This window comes from Marinobacter halotolerans, assembly GCF_008795985.1.
Taxonomy (GTDB): Bacteria; Pseudomonadota; Gammaproteobacteria; order Pseudomonadales; family Oleiphilaceae; genus Marinobacter; species Marinobacter halotolerans.
The window spans coordinates 184,718-200,785 of record NZ_VMHP01000003.1 but is presented as its reverse complement, the minus strand read 5'-3'; the positions used below and the strand labels follow the sequence as shown (position 1 = coordinate 200,785).

Here is a 16,068-nt window from a genome sequence, read left to right as displayed (position 1 = left end):
TATGCATTACTCACCCGTCCGCCGCTCGTCAGCATCCCGAAGGACCTGTTACCGCTCGACTTGCATGTGTTAAGCCTGCCGCCAGCGTTCAATCTGAGCCATGATCAAACTCTTCAGTTTAAATCATCTAAGGATCCGAAGATCCCAATTCTTGCTCAAGACAAAACTCAATTTTCGACGAGTCACTGTCCTGATATTTCATATCCGAAATACCTCGGCCAGCGCCCACACGAATTACTTGGTTAACTTTTTAAAGAGCAGTGGGAACGTCTCCGCTCCCTGATCAAGGCCGCATATTCTACAGTGAATCGCTACCTTGTCAACTGCTTTTTGTGGTCTGAAACCGCTAATAGCGCGCTTCAATCAAAAAGCAATTGCCCTTGGCTTTGGGCGTGTTTAACGCTGTCTGCATCAAGGGAACCGGCATTCTACAGACCGGGAGGAATGTGTCAACGCCGTTAAATGAATTATCTTTGTTTACTTCGGTTACCACCTACAGGCTGATCATTATGCATCCAATAAATACAGGTTAGCGCCTAATGTTTGCTCGCAGCCTGGCTCGACTGTTTTGACCGGCGGAACAAGGCAAAGACCGGCCCGGAAAGAGCGTAGGCGAGAAAACCACTGAACAGCACGGTCGCAGGATCCAGCGCCACAATCACAAAGGTGAGTACCACCAGAAGAATAGCAGCAAAGGGCACCCGGCCACGGAGATCCAGGTCCTTAAAGCTTTTATAGAGAATATTGCTGACCATAAGCAGACCACACCCGCCCACAACGATCAGCGTCATCGCTGTTAGCCAGGCCGCTGGCTCAAACTGGTGAAAGCACCACACAAGCCCGGCCACACAGGCCGCAGCAGCGGGGCTGGCGAGACCGACGAAAAACTTCTTGTCGACCGAGCCAATCTGGGTATTGAACCGCGCAAGGCGCAGGGCCGCGCCAGCAACATAAATGAAGGTGATAGCCCAACCAACCTGGCCGAGGTTATTCAGCGACCAGAAGAAGGCCACCAAGCCGGGAGCCACACCAAAGGCGACCATGTCCGCCAGACTGTCATATTCCTCACCGAACTTACTCTGGGTGTTGGTCAGTCGCGCGACACGACCATCCAGCCCGTCGAGGATCATGGAAACGAAAATCGCAATCGCCGCGTTATCGAACACGCCATTGGCTGCAGACACAATCGCATAGAACCCTGAAAACAGGGATGCCGTCGTCAGCGCATTGGGTAGAAGGTAAATTCCCTTGCGACGAACGGGTGCGCCTTCGACCAACTCTTCCTCGACAACCTCACCCGTCTCGATCTCGGGATCGGTGCCCGGCTCTATGGCCGACTCTGGCCTGTTTTCAGGCTGTGATTTCTTTTCACTCATCCTTATCACTCCGGATAGCATTTGTGCGGAGTATATACGAAAAACGCGGCCACTAGGGCCGCGCTCGGTTGTTGCGTCTCGCCAACAATCCTAGTTTTTCTCTTTATCAACGATCTTGTTGGCAGAGATCCAGGGCATCATGGAGCGCAGCTTCTCGCCTACTGTCTCGATCTGATGCTCCGCATTGATGCGACGACGTGCCGTCATGGACGGGTAGTTGCTGCTGCCTTCCTGAATGAACATCTTGGCATACTCACCGGTCTGGATGCGCTTCAGTGCGTTGCGCATTGCCTCGCGGGACTGCTCGTTGATGATTTCCGGACCGGTCACGTACTCGCCATATTCCGCATTGTTGGAAATGGAGTAGTTCATGTTGGCGATGCCGCCTTCGTACATCAGGTCAACGATCAACTTGAGCTCGTGCAGGCACTCGAAGTAAGCCATCTCGGGCTCGTAGCCTGCATCCACCAGAGTTTCAAAGGCCGCCTTGACCAGCTCAACGGTACCGCCACAAAGAACAGCCTGCTCACCGAACAGGTCAGTTTCGGTCTCGTCCTTAAAGGTGGTTTCAATGATTCCGGTGCGACCGCCACCAATACCACTGGCGTAAGAAAGCGCCAGGTCTTTGGCGGATCCGGACGCGTCCTGGAAAATGGCGATCAGGTCGGGAATGCCACCACCACGGGTGAATTCAGTGCGTACGGTATGGCCCGGCGCCTTGGGGGCAATCATGATTACATCCAGATCTTTACGGGGCTCGATCTGGTTGTAGTGAATCGCAAACCCGTGGGCAAATGCCAGAGTAGCACCCTGCTTCAGATTCGGTTCGATTTCAGCAGCATAAAGCTGCGACTGAAATTCATCGGGAGTGAGAACCATGACCACGTCCGCTGCTGCAACAGCGGAAGGAACGTCGTTGGTTTTCAGGCCATAAGCTTCCGCTTTGGCGATGGAGGACGATCCCGGGCGCAGACCCACAGTGACATCAACACCGGATTCTTTCAGGTTGCAGGCGTGGGCGTGCCCCTGTGAACCAAAGCCGATGATGGCAACTTTCTTGCCCTGAATGATGGAAAGATCGCAATCCTTATCGTAATAAACCTGCATAAAAACCTCTGTGTTTGTAGGGACCTTCAATAGGCCGCGATTGTACAGAATATTGTCAGTGCCTGTTAAAGGCTCAGAACCTTTTCACCACGGGCAATGCCGGAGACGCCCGAGCGCACAACTTCCAGTACGCCGGAGGTACCGATCGCCTGGATGAAGCCATCAAGTTTCTCGCTGTCACCGGCCAGCTGGACCGTGTAGACCGAACTGGTGACATCCACAATCTGGCCACGGAAAATATCGACGGTTCGCTTGATTTCGGCGCGCTGGGAGCCGGTAGCCTTGAGCTTGACCAGCATCAGTTCGCGCTCGATGTGAGCGCCTTCGGTCAGGTCAACCAGCTTGACCACTTCTATCAGCTTGTTGAGCTGCTTGGTGATCTGCTCGATTACCTTGTCGGAACCGGTCGTAGTGACTGTCAGCCGCGAGAGCGTTTCGTCCTCGGTAGGCGCAACCGTAAGGGTTTCAATGTTGTAGTTGCGCTGGGAAAACAGACCTACAACCCGTGACAGAGCACCCGGCTCATTTTCCAGCAGAACAGAGATGATTCGACGCATGATCAGACCCTCTCCGTCTTGCTGAGCCACATATCCTTCATCGAACCTCGGGCTACCTGCATGGGGTAGACGTGTTCAAACCGGTCAACGTAGATATCAACAAATACCAACTGGTCTTTCATTGCCAGCACTTCCTTGAGCTTCGGCTCCAGATCTTCCTTTTTGTCGATCCGCACACCGACGTGGCCATAGGCCTCTGCCAACTTGATGAAGTCCGGCAGGGATCCCATGTAAGACTCCGCATGACGGGACTCGTAGTTCATGTCCTGCCATTGCTTGACCATCCCCAGCGCCTGGTTGTTCACATTGATGATCTTCACCGGCAAATTGTACTGCTTGCAGGTCGACAGCTCCTGGATGTTCATCTGGATACTGCCTTCACCGGTAATACAAAGCACTTCATCGTCCGGGTAATTGAGTTTGACACCCATGGCGGCCGGCAGGCCGAAGCCCATGGTTCCCAGTCCACCAGAGTTGATCCAGCGGTTTGGACGATCAAACTTGTAGTACTGGGCCGCGAACATCTGGTGCTGTCCGACATCGGTGGTCACATAGGCCTCGCCCTTGGTCAGACGCCAGAGCGCCTCGATCACTTCCTGCGGCTTGATCGTGTCATCACTGGTTTCATAGCGCATACCGTGGAAGGCACGCCACTCGTCAATCTGCTTCCACCAGGCCGCAATGGCATCGGCGTCCGGCCTTACCTTGCTCTCCTTGACCAGTGTGATCATCTCCTTGAGTACGGCATCAACCGGGCCAACGATTGGCACGTCTGCATCGATAGTCTTGGAGATTGAGGCCGGGTCAATATCAATGTGAACGATCCGCGCGCCGGGACAGAACTTCTCGGTGGCATTGGTCACACGATCATCAAAACGCGCGCCGACACAAAGGATCAGGTCAGCATGGTGCATGGACATATTCGACTCATAGGTCCCGTGCATGCCCAGCCAGCCAAGGTGCTGCTTGTCAGAGGCCGGATAGCAACCGATGCCCATAATGGTATTGGTAATAGGATAACCGAGCATTCTGACAAGCTCGGTGAGCTGATCGGACGCTTTGCCAAGAATGACGCCACCGCCGGCGTAAATGATCGGTCGTTTGGCGGCCATGAGCATGTCCACAGCCTTCTTGATCTGACCCGCGTGGCCGCGTATGGCCGGATTGTAGGAGCGGAGTTTCACCTTCTTGGGGAAAACGTACTCATAACGCTCGTTGGGCGTGGTCATATCCTTGGGGACATCCACAACCACAGGGCCAGGGCGACCCGTTGACGCGATGTAATAGGCCTTACGGATAATTTCCGGAATCTCTTCCGGATGACGGACACTCAGGTTGTGTTTTACCACCGGACGGGACACGCCGATCATATCCGTTTCCTGGAAAGCATCCTCGCCTATCAGCGTTGACGCAACCTGGCCACAGATCACGACCATGGGAATGGAATCCATGAAGGCCGTTGCAATACCGGTGATGGTGTTGGTAGCTCCGGGGCCGGAGGTCACCAGAACAGTGCCCGGCTTTCCCGATGCCCGGGCATAGCCGTCAGCCATGTGCACGGCTGCCTGTTCGTGCCGCACCAGAATGTGCTTGACCTTGTCCTGTCTGAAAAGCGCGTCATAGATATGAAGCGCTGCACCACCCGGATAGCCGTATATGTATTCAATGCCCTCATCCTGCAGGGACCGAATCAGCATATCAGCGCCAGACAATAACTCCACGATGTTCTACCCTCTTCTACGAGTGAATGAGCCGGAAAGCGCCCGGCCGGGTGCCTGGGTGTCCGGATTTCTGGCTTCTTGTGAAAGCCGCACCGGATACTCTGCCACACTGATAAAAAGAGGTTGTCTCCTGGCCAGCCGCCCTCCTGAGGGTTGCGGAGAACGGCCAATCAACGGGTTGCGCTCGAAATGACGGCACAACGACCAGTCCGCGACTGAATTCGCGGGGCGTTCAGTGTGGTTGCTGATGGGGGATACTTGCTCGGGATTGCCTGCCGTATTGACCCCAGTCTTCAGGCAACGGGTAATTTTGACAGCGGGAAACTCCCTGTCAATAGCAACGACCGATTCTATGCCCCACCGCGACCAAGGTCTGCCATACTTTGCGCAGGGATTTGAACCAGCCGGAAGAAAGTTATCTTTACAAATGGCAGGATCACTTTAGTCTTAATGACAACCCTGGCCCATGTTAAAGCCCACGTCAGACACACGTCAGACACGTTATAAAGAGTACAGGCATGAACAAAAAGATTATCGCTCTCGCATTGGTTGTAATGGCAGTCCCTGTTTTTGCGACGGCTCAGTCGGTTTATAAATGGACCGATGAAGATGGCGTCACGCATTTTGGCGATCGCAAGCCTGTAGGGAAATCATCAGAATCGGTCAGTGTTCGCACTGGCAGCGCCAGCAAGGCGTCGGGCGGCAACAGTGGGCAGAGCCCGCAGCAGCAACTCGAGGAAATGGAACAGCAGGAAGCCAGTACTCAGGAAACGGCGGAGATGAACGCCGCTGAACGGGCCAGGCAGAAACAGCGTGCCGCCAATTGCCAGACCGCCAGAAGCAACCTGGCTTTGATCCAGACCGGGAGCCGCATCAAAGTGCAGGAGGACGGCGAAGAGCGCTATCTCACTTCGGAAGAAATAGAGCAGAAGCGGCAGCAATTCGAAAAGATTGCCGAGCTTAATTGTGGAGAAAGCCCCCAGCAATAATCCCGGGCAAGCTAGGGCTTTGATCCTCTGCAAGGGCGGGCGGGAGCCATTCCCGGCCCCACCCGCTCATTGCATTATCATCGATCAGGCTTTGGTGAACACCAGAGTATGCGCATTGGCTTCACCTTCGCTGACATGACCCCGAATGGTATCACCCGGCAGAAAATCTCCCTGCAGCAGCCGCTGCGCCAGCGGATTTTCAATCATTCGCTGAATGGCCCGTTTCAGGGGGCGCGCACCGTAAACCGGGTCGTAGCCAACTTCCGCCAGCAACTCCATGGCCGCATCGTCCAGTTCGAGCTTCATGTCCTGCTCCTGCAGGCGCTTGCCCAGGAACTCGACCTGAATGCGGGCGATGCCCTGAATCTGGCTTTCCGCCAGCGGATGGAACACCACCACCTCGTCTACGCGGTTAATGAACTCTGGACGAAAGTGAGTGCCCACTACCTCCAGGACAGCTGATTTCATAGACTCATAGTTATCCTGGCCGGCTTTCTGCTGGATGATGTCCGAGCCCAGGTTCGACGTCATCACAATCACGGTGTTCCTGAAATCGACCGTGCGGCCCTGGCCGTCTGTCAGCCTTCCGTCTTCAAGCACCTGCAACAGGATGTTGAAGACATCCGGATGAGCCTTCTCCACTTCGTCCAGAAGCAGAACCGAATAGGGCCGCCGACGGACCGCTTCGGTCAGGTAACCGCCCTCTTCATAGCCAACATAACCGGGAGGTGCGCCAATCAGCCGGGCAACGGAATGCTTCTCCATGAATTCGGACATATCGATCCGTACCATGGCTTCCTCGGTATCGAACAGGAAAGACGCGAGCGCCTTGCACAGTTCCGTTTTACCCACACCAGTGGGGCCGAGGAACAGGAACGATCCGTTGGGCCGGTGGGGATCAGCAAGCCCTGCACGGGAACGACGCACCGCGTTGGACACGGCTTCTACCGCCTCGTTCTGGCCGATCACACGACCGTGGAGGGCCTCTTCCATCCGCATCAGTTTGTCGCGCTCGCCCTCAAGCATTTTGGATACCGGTATACCGGTCCACTTGGAGACAATTTCGGCGATTTCCTCGTCGGTCACCCGGTTGCGAAGCAGTTTCATTTCCATCATTTCGGCCTGGCTGGCCATATCCAGCTGCCGCTCGAGTTCCGGAATCTGGCCATATTGCAGCTCGGACATCTTGCCCAGATCCCCCGCCCGCCGGGCATTCTCAAGATCGATACGGGCCTGCTCAAGCCGACTCTTGATCTTCTGGGAGCCGTGCAGCGCAGCCTTCTCCGTGTTCCAGACTTCCTCAAGGTCGGCGTACTCCCGCTCAACACCGGTAATTACATCGGAAAGCTCGGAGAGTCGCTTCTTGGATGCCGGATCGGTTTCCTTTTTCAGCGCTTCCCGCTCAATCTTCAACTGGATCAGGCGACGCTCAAGGCGATCCAGCGCTTCGGGCTTTGAGTCCATTTCCATGCGGATCTGGCTCGCCGCTTCGTCCACCAGGTCAATCGCCTTGTCGGGCAGCTGCCGATCGGCAATATAACGGTGTGACAGCTTGGCCGCCGCGATAATGGCCCCGTCAGTCACCTCCACGCCATGGTGGACTTCGTAACGTTCCTTGAGACCCCGCAGGATGGCAATGGTGTCTTCCTCACTGGGCTCGCTCACCAGTACTTTCTGGAAGCGGCGCTCCAGCGCGGCGTCTTTCTCGATGTTCTCGCGATATTCATCAAGGGTGGTGGCGCCGACACAGTGAAGCTCGCCGCGGGCCAGTGCCGGCTTGAGCATATTGCCCGCATCCATGGAGCCTTCCGCCTTGCCGGCACCCACCACCGTATGGATTTCGTCAATAAACAGGATGATCTGGCCTTCCTGTTTCGCCAGCTCATTCAAAACGGCCTTGAGCCGCTCTTCAAAATCGCCCCGGAATTTGGCACCGGCAATCAGCGACCCCATATCCAGCGACAATACGCGCTTGTTCTTCAGACCCTCGGGTACTTCACCATTTACAATCCTCTGGGCGAGCCCTTCGACGATGGCGGTTTTACCCACCCCTGGCTCGCCAATCAGCACCGGATTGTTCTTGCGGCGGCGCTGCAACACCTGAATGGTGCGGCGAATTTCATCGTCACGACCGATCACCGGATCCAGCTTGCCGGATTCCGCGCGCTCGGTCAGATCAATGGTGTATTTGTCCAAGGCCTGACGGTTTTCCTCGGCGGAGGCATCATTCACTGCCTCACCGCCGCGCACCTCGTCAATGGCCTTTTCCAGCGCTGCCTTGTCAACGCCCTGCTCCCGTAGTACACGACCCAGGGAGCCCCGGTCTTCAAGCGCTGCCAGCAACATCAGCTCGCTGGATACATATTGGTCGCCGCGTTTCTGGGCCTGCCGGTCAGCTATGTTGAAAAGACGCCCCATATCGTTCGACATGGACACGTCACCGGCGGAACCCTTCACTTCCGGTAGATTCTCTATCTCCCGGGCAATGGCCTGGCGAATGCGTCCCGGTTCGGCGCCGGCCTGTTTGAGCAACGGCTTGATCGAGCTGCCCTGCTGGTCCAGCAGCGCCTGCATCAGATGCACCGGCTCAATAAAGTTGTGATCCTTACCCACGGCAATGGACTGGGCATCAGCCAGGGCGGTCTGCAACTTGCTGGTAAGCTTGTCGATTCTCATACTTTTTCGATCCTCAGTACTCTAACGCTCCGGAGAACATGCCCCGTGAACATTTGTTTTCGTCTAACGTCAATATAGGGGCGGCCAGAGCAACTTCAAGCAGGCGGGAGCAAAAGTGTCAGAAATTTGACGGGAGGTTATCGAGACGGATCGATGAAGATGAGACTGGCCATGCGGCCTGACACGCCATCGCGGCGATAGGAAAAAAAGCGGTCGGCGTCGGAGAAAGTACACCAGTACCCTCCGGAGATCTGCGTGACTCCCGCCGTCTGCAGTCGCTGCCGGGCCAACTGATAAAGGTCCGCCAGAAAACGCCCTCTGGATTGCCCCGGCACAAAGGCTCTGGCCGCCTCTGGATCGCGTTCGACAAACCTCTCCCGAACCTCGGCACCCACCTCGAACTGCCGCGGACCAATGGCCGGGCCAAGCCATGCCATAACGCTTGCGGGATCATCAAACCGGGCCACCGCACACTCCAACACGCCCTGACAGAGACCCCGCCACCCGGCGTGGGCCGCCGCCACCCGGTTTCCGTCCCGATTGCAGAACAGCACCGGCAAGCAGTCAGCCGTCATCACCAGACATGGAACCCTGGCCTGTGAGGTAACACAGCCGTCGGCCTGCACGCGCTCAGGCCCGGGAAATTCCTCAATATCCGTCCCGTGTACCTGATCCATAAAGCGGAAATCAGAGCGGGGAAGATGGGTCAACTCAGCAAGTCTCAGACGGTTTTTTTCAACGTGGGCAGGATCATCCCCCACATGGCCGCCCAGGTTGAAGCTGTCCCAGGGAGGCAAACTGAAACCGCCCGATCGGGTAGTGGACATTGCCCAGACACAATCAGGAGCTGGCCAGTCCGGAACAATAAGGTCCGCTTCAGAATTCATTGCTGTTCAGCTCGCTGAAATGCTTTCGCAAGGCGGCAAGCAGATCCGTCATATCGTCTGGCATGGGCACTTCCCAGCTAAGAATCTCGCCGGTTTGCGGGTGTTCAAGCGTCAGTTTACGAGCATGCAAGGCCTGACGATGGAAGGCAGCCAGGGCATCGCGAAGTTCATCGGTGGTGCCTTTTGGCAGCCTGAGCCGGCCGCCATACATGGGATCTCCAACCAGCGGATGCTTCACATGCGCCATGTGCACCCGAATCTGGTGGGTACGCCCGCTTTCCAGCTTGCAGCGGATATGGGTATGGGCGGCAAACCGCTCCACTAGCCGGTAATGTGTGACTGCGGGCTTGCCGCTGGGCACCACCGCCATTTTCTTGCGCTCACGGGGGTGGCGGCCGATGGGAGCATCCACGGTTGCTCCACCGGTCAGGGTGCCGACAATGACAGCTTCGTATTCACGGCCCATGGTGCGGGTCTGTAACTGGTCTACCAGCGATGTGTGGGCGATCAGGCTGCGTGCCACCACCATAATGCCGGAGGTGTCCTTATCCAGCCGGTGGACAATGCCGGCCCGCGGCAGATTCTCCACTTCCGGCGCGTAGTTCAGTAAGGCATTAACCAGTGTGCCATCGGCGTGGCCGGCTGCCGGGTGGACCACCAGGCCGGCGGGTTTGTTGATCACCAACAGGTGCTCGTCCTCGAACACAACATCCAGATTGATCGCTTCCGCCTCCCAACTCACCTGGGCTTCTGGCTCGGCGTCCAGCTCGAGCGCATCGCCCATCATTACCTTATCGCGGGGTTTGCAGGTTTTGCCGTTCACCGTCAGGGCACCGGATTTGATCCAGCCCTGAAGGCGCGAGCGTGAATGCTCGGGCATTAGCTCGGCCGCCGCCTGGTCCAGCCGTCGGTCGCTGATTGCAGGTGGTATGGAGAAACTGGCCTTAATACGTGATTCAGATGACATTAAGCCCCCAGGGCCGTTATAAAAGTTACGTTTGCGTCAAAAAGGCAGAAACCTTCGGACCTGCCACTGCACAAGCCATACTATCCCCGTTACAATGGCCGGCAGTTCAAGTTTTGCCATTATACGGGATTCCGGCATGAGATCAGTTGCTCGATTAGTCTTGCTCTTTACCACAGTGCTGTTGATCAGTGCCTGTGCCTCCAACAAGACACAGGAAGAAGTACTGGCTGAGGAGACCTATTACGAGAACGCTCGTGATGCCATGAACTCGGGTAACTTCAACGAGGCGGAAACCAACCTCGATGCCCTGGAAACCTATTATCCTTTCGGCCGCTATGCCGAGCAGGCTCAGCTGGACCTGATCTACGCCCGCTACCAGAACCTCGACCTGGAGGGCGCCCGCGCGGCAGCGGACCGGTTTCTGCGCCTGAATCCCCAGAGCGAACATGCGGACTACGCATTGTATATGCGCGGCCTGGCATCCTATAACCTCGATATCGGTCTTGGCGCCCGTTACTTTCCCATCGACATCGCCGCCCGGGACCCGGGCGAACAGCGTCAGGCATTCCGGGATTTCTCGGAACTGCTGGCCCGTTTTCCGACCAGCCAATACGCCCCGGACGCCCGCCAGAGGATGATCGCCATTCGCAACCGGCTTGCCAACCTCGAGCTGATTGCAGCCAAGTACTACATCAGCCGGGAGGCCTACATTGCCGCCAATACCCGGGCCCGATATATCGTCGAAAACTTCCCGCAAACGCCGCCGGTGGAAGAAGCCTTGATCATTCTGGCCGAAACCTTCCGCTTTCTGGACCTGAAGAAGGGCGCTTCCGATGCCGTGGCGGTGCTGCGGGAAAACTTCCCGGAGAGCACCGCCTTCAACGACAGCGGTGAATTCGAATCGGACATCCTGTCCCGGGAAGACCGCTCCCTGGCCAGCGTGGTCACCTTTGGCCTGATGGGTGACGAATAACCGGACGGGGCTCTAGATTCCGCTTTTCCATCCGTTAGTGATGGGATAGCGGCGATCCTTGCCGAAGCCCCGCTCGGTAATGCGCACACCAATAGGCGCTTGGCGGCGCTTGTATTCATTGATATCCACCAGACGAACCGCCCTATCCACATCCTCCCGGCTGAATCCCTGGGCGACAATCGCGTCGGCGCTCAAGTCCCGTTCTACATAAAGATTCAGTATCTGATCCAGCACGTCATAGCCGGGCAGGCTGTCTTCGTCTTTCTGGTCCGGTGCCAGTTCCGCAGAGGGGGGACGGGTGATCACCCGCTCGGGGATAACCGGCGACACACTGTTGCGATACCAGGCCAGCTTGAACACCAGGGTTTTTGGCACGTCTTTCAGCACATCAAAGCCGCCCGCCATATCGCCGTAAAGCGTGGAATAACCCACCGCCATTTCGCTCTTGTTGCCGGTGGTAAGCACCATCGCGCCGAACTTGTTTGACAGCGACATCAACAGCACGCCCCGTAGCCGGGCCTGGAGATTTTCTTCCGTGGTATCGGGCACTGTGCCCCTGAAGGGTTCTGCCAGAGTTTCCATGAACGCGTCGTACATCGGCTCGATGGAAAATACATCGTACTGAACCCCAAGAGCCCGGGCTTCCAGTTCGGCGTCTTCGATACTCATGCTGGCGGTGTAGCGAAACGGCATCATCACTGCCCGGACCCTGTCGGCTCCAAGAGCATCCACCGCCACCGCAAGAGTGACCGCAGAATCAATGCCGCCGGACAGGCCCAGAACAACGGACTTGAAACCGTTCTTGTTGACGTAGTCCCGAACGCCCAGCACCAGCGCACGATAGACATTCTCTTCCACTGACGGCTCTGCAATGAGCGGCTGCGCCACCGGTTGGCAGTGATGTTCACAGATCAGATCCACGGGAAACAGGCCCTCACTGAACTGGGGCGCTTCGGCGCAGAGCACACCCGAGTGATCGAAAGCCATGGAACCGCCATCAAACACCAGCTCGTCCTGGCCACCGATCAGATTCACGTAGACGATGGTGACCCGATTGTTTCCGGACTTGCGCTCCAGCAGCGCTTTGCGCCGTGCCTGCTTGCCAATGTCATAGGGGGACGCATTGATGTTGAGTATCAGTTTTGCCCCCTTCGCTGCGGCATCCTCTACCGGGCCGTCGACCCAGATATCCTCACAGACAGTCAGCCCCACGGGCACGCCGCGGATCTCCTGAACCAGAACGTCCTGGCCCTCCGCAAAGTACCGCTTTTCATCGAAAACCTGGTAGTTGGGAGGGAAACGCTTGAAATAACGCGCCGTCACTACGCCCTGATCGATCACCAGCGCGGCGTTGTACAACAGGCCTTCGTGCCTCACCGGAGCCCCTACAACAACGGCTGGCCCCAGGGTTTCAGACTTGAGCGCCTCCAGCGCTTCCGCGATGCGCAGATCCATACTGGCGCGAAGCAGCAGATCCTCCGGCGGGTAGCCGGTAAGACAGAGCTCCGGGAACACCACAATATCGGCACCCAACTCCCGCTCTGCTCGCTGTGCAGCCTCGATTACCTTACGGGTATTACCCGGAATGTCGCCCACGAGAAAGTCGAGCTGTGCCATCACCACCCTGAGCGTTGCGGGTGATTGACCGGATTGCGCAGACATATACCACTGCTCCTGTAACTCATTGCCGTTAAAAGGCTATTATAACCATCCAGCGCCCAAGAATGCTTCCGGGATACTCAAGGACCATGGAAAACTCTCTGCAGGATACAACCAGCTTCGCCGCCAGTGCGCCTCCTGGATACCAGCGCGCGCGCCTGTTCCGGATCTACAACCACTACCGCGTCGTGGTCAGCGTACTGCTGGTGATGCTGCTTTTTATTGCCCCCGGTGAATTCGACATCCGGATGCGTGCGGCTGAATACTATCAGGCTGGCGTTATTACCTATCTGGCCCTGAACATCTTTACGGCGCTGGTTCTTCTGGCGGGCTTTCAGCCTCGCAACCGCCACATCAGCCTGTCGATTCTGATGGACCTGCTGATGCTACACGGGTTATTGCTCACCAGTTCAGGAATGACCAGCGGGTTGGCAAACCTGGTGATCGTCACCGTGGCCGCCGGCAATATTCTCACCCCCACGCGGATCGGCACATTTTACGCCGCACTGGCGGCTATCTGCTCTCTGGGCATCGCCGGCTGGTCAGTACTTTATCTCTATGCCTCTGCCGACGAAATCGTTCGTGCCGGCTCTCTGGGCATCCTGTATTTCGCAGCCGCTTTCATTCTTCAGTACATCTCCCGGCGCATGATCAGAAGTGAAGCACTGGCCAGTTCCCGTGCCAAAAGCATCGCAGAACTGGAGCAAATAAATCGGCAGATCATCCAGCGAATGCGCACCGGTATTCTGGTACTGGACCGGTACGGTGCAATCCGCCTTGCCAACGCTGCGGCGGAGGAGCTGCTGTTCGGCCATGCACCGGATGACGAGCCCCGAAGTCGCGGGCGCTCCCTACCGACTCCCTTGCGACAGGGCCTGGACTTCTGGCTGAAAAACCCCGGCGGTCGCACGAAGCCTTTTCAGGCCACGCCCACCTCTCCTATGGTACAGGCCAACTTCGCCCAGCTAGACCAAGAGCGCGGGGACCAGATTCTGGTATTTATCGACGATTTGAGCAAGGTCACCCAGCAGGCGCAGCAGATGAAGCTGGCATCGCTGGGACGGCTGACAGCCGGCATCGCCCATGAAATCCGCAACCCCCTGGGCGCGATCAGCCACGCTTCGCAGCTAATGCGGGAATCTGAACATCTTGATGAAGGAGACCGCCGGATGCTGGATATTATCCAGCGTCACTCGCGTCGGGTGAACGGCATTATCGAGAACGTGCTCGACCTGTCCCGACGACGGGAGGCCAGCAGCGATCTGGTGCAGGTAGACCAATGGCTCAAGACCTTCCGGGATGATTACTTGCAAACCCTGAATGGCGGCTCGGACAATCCGCCTGAAATCGAACTGCAGATTGAAGACAACCTGCCGCAGGCCCGCTTTGACGTGAGCCAATTGGAACAGGTTCTGGTCAACCTGTGTGACAACGGGCTCCGTTACAGCCGTGAGAATACCGGCCAGGCGAAAATCGAACTACACGCTGGCGCTACCGCCGACGGTGAGCGTACCTACATCGATGTTCGTGACTTCGGGGTTGGCATTGCGCCAGAGAATCGTTCCTCCGTTTTCGAGCCCTTCTTCACAACCGACAAGAGCGGCACTGGTCTGGGCCTTTATCTGGCCAGGGAACTGTGCGAATCTAATCAGGCCCACCTGTCCCTGGTGGATAACGGAAAGCCCGGCTGCTGTTTCCGCATTACCTTTGCCCATCACGGGCGCATGATCTGACCACGACACGGAGTCCATCCCACGCCAATGACCAAGCACACAGCCCTGATTGTCGATGATGAGCCCGATATTCGCGACCTGCTTGAAATCACCCTCAGCCGGATGGGCATCAATACACTGACGGCGAAAGACGTCGGTTCTGCAAAAGCCCTGTTGAAAGAACACGAGCCCCAGCTTTGCCTCACTGACATGAACCTGCCTGACGGCAATGGCATTGAGCTGGTGCAATGGATTCAGCAGCACGTTCCTGCCACTCCGGTAGCAGTGATCACAGCATACGGCAATATGGAAACGGCCATCGAATCCCTCAAGGCGGGGGCGTTTGATTTCGTCTCCAAGCCTCTTGAGCTGGCGCGCCTGCGGGAACTGGTTAACAGTGCCCTCAAGCTGTCAGAAACCGTACCCGACGCCGAGGCCTCCGACGACGAACCCGGCCTGCTGTTGGGTAAATCGTCAGAGATCAAACGGTTGAGGAATCAGGTTCGAAAGCTTGCCCGTAGCCAGGCGCCAGTGTTTATCAGTGGCGAATCCGGAAGCGGCAAGGAACTGGTCGCAAGAATGATCCACCTACAGGGTCCACGCCGGGAAGGCCCGTTCATTGCCGTCAACTGCGGCGCCATTCCCTCGGAGTTAATGGAAAGCGAGTTCTTCGGCCATAAGAAAGGCAGCTTCACTGGCGCCACGGAAAACAAGGATGGCCTTTTCCGGTCCGCTGACGGCGGCACCCTGTTTCTTGATGAGGTCGCCGACCTGCCGCTTGCCATGCAGGTAAAGCTGCTTCGCGCAATCCAGGAAAAGGCCGTAAGGCCCGTGGGCGACACCAAGGAAGCGGCCGTCGACATTCGGGTACTCAGCGCTACCCACAAGGACCTACCGGCACTGGTACAAGCAGGCCATTTCCGCCAGGACCTTTTTTACCGCATCAACGTGATCGAACTGGCTGTTCCGGCGCTGCGGGATCGGCCGGACGACATTGCCCTGCTGTCCAGCCACATCCTTGAGCGCATTGCGCGGGAATACGAGTGCGACCCGGCGTCGCTGACGTCCGAAGCCATTAACCGTTTAAAGGGTTATGACTTCCCGGGCAATGTGCGTGAGCTGGAAAATATTCTGGAGCGGGCTTTCACCCTATGCGATGCGGACCTGATCGGTGAAGACGACCTGCACATGGGGAACGCGCCCATCACTCCAGACAATCACTCAGCGGGCGAGGCTGCCGGCAACGGCGCCGGTTCTGCCCCTGTACCGGAAGGGGAAATGGACCTCGAGGGATATCTGGAAACCATTGAACGCACCGCTATTGAGAAGGCACTGGAAGCCACCCGCTGGAACAAGACCGCGGCGGCCAAGCGATTGGGAATCAGTTTTCGTGCGTTGCGGTATCGGTTGAAAAAGCTGGGGATGGAATAGACAGGTTCCATTC

12 protein-coding genes and 1 rRNA gene are annotated in these 16,068 nt (G+C 57.0%); 4 read left to right on the top strand and 9 right to left on the bottom strand.

From position 1 onward, the window contains the following. The 5 genes from FPL19_RS17450 to FPL19_RS17430 all read right to left on the bottom strand — a co-directional run. A 16S ribosomal RNA gene (locus tag FPL19_RS17450) occupies positions 1-120 on the bottom strand; the annotation flags it as partial. A 416-nt stretch (positions 121-536) separates the two neighbouring features. Further along, positions 537-1,376, bottom strand: coding sequence for a CDP-diacylglycerol--serine O-phosphatidyltransferase (pssA, locus tag FPL19_RS17445; protein ID WP_150914616.1), 840 nt, complete (start codon positions 1,374-1,376; stop codon positions 537-539). A 90-nt stretch (positions 1,377-1,466) separates the two neighbouring features. Next, positions 1,467-2,483, bottom strand: a complete 1,017-nt coding sequence (gene ilvC / locus FPL19_RS17440) for a ketol-acid reductoisomerase (protein WP_150914614.1) — start codon at positions 2,481-2,483, stop codon at positions 1,467-1,469. Between the two features lie 65 nt (positions 2,484-2,548). Continuing rightward, positions 2,549-3,040, bottom strand: coding sequence for an acetolactate synthase small subunit (ilvN, locus tag FPL19_RS17435; protein WP_150914612.1), 492 nt, complete (start codon positions 3,038-3,040; stop codon positions 2,549-2,551). Positions 3,041-3,042: 2 nt separating this feature from the next. Beyond that, a complete protein-coding gene (locus FPL19_RS17430) occupies positions 3,043-4,761 on the bottom strand; it encodes an acetolactate synthase 3 large subunit (protein ID WP_150914609.1) in 1,719 nt (572 codons plus the stop codon). A gap of 518 nt (positions 4,762-5,279) precedes the next feature. On the opposite strand from FPL19_RS17430, the gene FPL19_RS17425 reads away from it, so the two are divergent. Further along, positions 5,280-5,750 (top strand): DUF4124 domain-containing protein, encoded by a 471-nt coding sequence (locus tag FPL19_RS17425; RefSeq protein ID WP_150914607.1) that lies wholly within the window; start codon positions 5,280-5,282, stop codon positions 5,748-5,750. Positions 5,751-5,834: 84 nt separating this feature from the next. On the opposite strand, the gene clpB is transcribed toward FPL19_RS17425, so the two are convergent. The 3 genes from clpB to rluD form a co-directional block, all read right to left on the bottom strand. Further along, on the bottom strand, positions 5,835-8,426 hold the full coding sequence (gene clpB, locus FPL19_RS17420; RefSeq protein ID WP_150914605.1) for an ATP-dependent chaperone ClpB: 2,592 nt from the start codon (positions 8,424-8,426) through the stop codon (positions 5,835-5,837). Positions 8,427-8,563: 137 nt separating this feature from the next. Further along, positions 8,564-9,313, bottom strand: a complete 750-nt coding sequence (pgeF, locus tag FPL19_RS17415) for a peptidoglycan editing factor PgeF (RefSeq protein ID WP_150914603.1) — start codon at positions 9,311-9,313, stop codon at positions 8,564-8,566. Beyond that, positions 9,303-10,280 carry a 23S rRNA pseudouridine(1911/1915/1917) synthase RluD gene (rluD, locus tag FPL19_RS17410; RefSeq protein ID WP_150914601.1) on the bottom strand — a complete coding sequence of 326 codons (978 nt, stop codon included), beginning with the start codon at positions 10,278-10,280 and terminating at the stop codon, positions 9,303-9,305. Before rluD ends, pgeF begins: the two co-directional genes overlap by 11 nt. Positions 10,281-10,416: 136 nt before the next feature. Here rluD and FPL19_RS17405 point away from each other — a divergent pair, with 136 nt between their 5' ends. Further along, positions 10,417-11,253, top strand: coding sequence for an outer membrane protein assembly factor BamD (locus tag FPL19_RS17405; protein ID WP_150914599.1), 837 nt, complete (start codon positions 10,417-10,419; stop codon positions 11,251-11,253). Between the two features lie 12 nt (positions 11,254-11,265). Here the strand turns inward: FPL19_RS17405 and FPL19_RS17400 are convergent, their stop codons facing one another. After that, positions 11,266-12,915, bottom strand: coding sequence for an NAD+ synthase (locus FPL19_RS17400; protein ID WP_150914597.1), 1,650 nt, complete (start codon positions 12,913-12,915; stop codon positions 11,266-11,268). An 86-nt stretch (positions 12,916-13,001) separates the two neighbouring features. Between FPL19_RS17400 and FPL19_RS17395 the strand changes: the two genes are divergently transcribed. Both FPL19_RS17395 and FPL19_RS17390 read left to right on the top strand, forming a co-directional pair. Then, entirely contained in the window at positions 13,002-14,645 is a 1,644-nt protein-coding gene (locus FPL19_RS17395; protein ID WP_150914595.1) for a sensor histidine kinase, read from the top strand. 27 nt (positions 14,646-14,672) lie between these two features. After that, entirely contained in the window at positions 14,673-16,055 is a 1,383-nt protein-coding gene (locus FPL19_RS17390) for a sigma-54-dependent transcriptional regulator (protein WP_150914593.1), read from the top strand. The last annotated feature ends 13 nt before the right edge of the window (positions 16,056-16,068 follow it).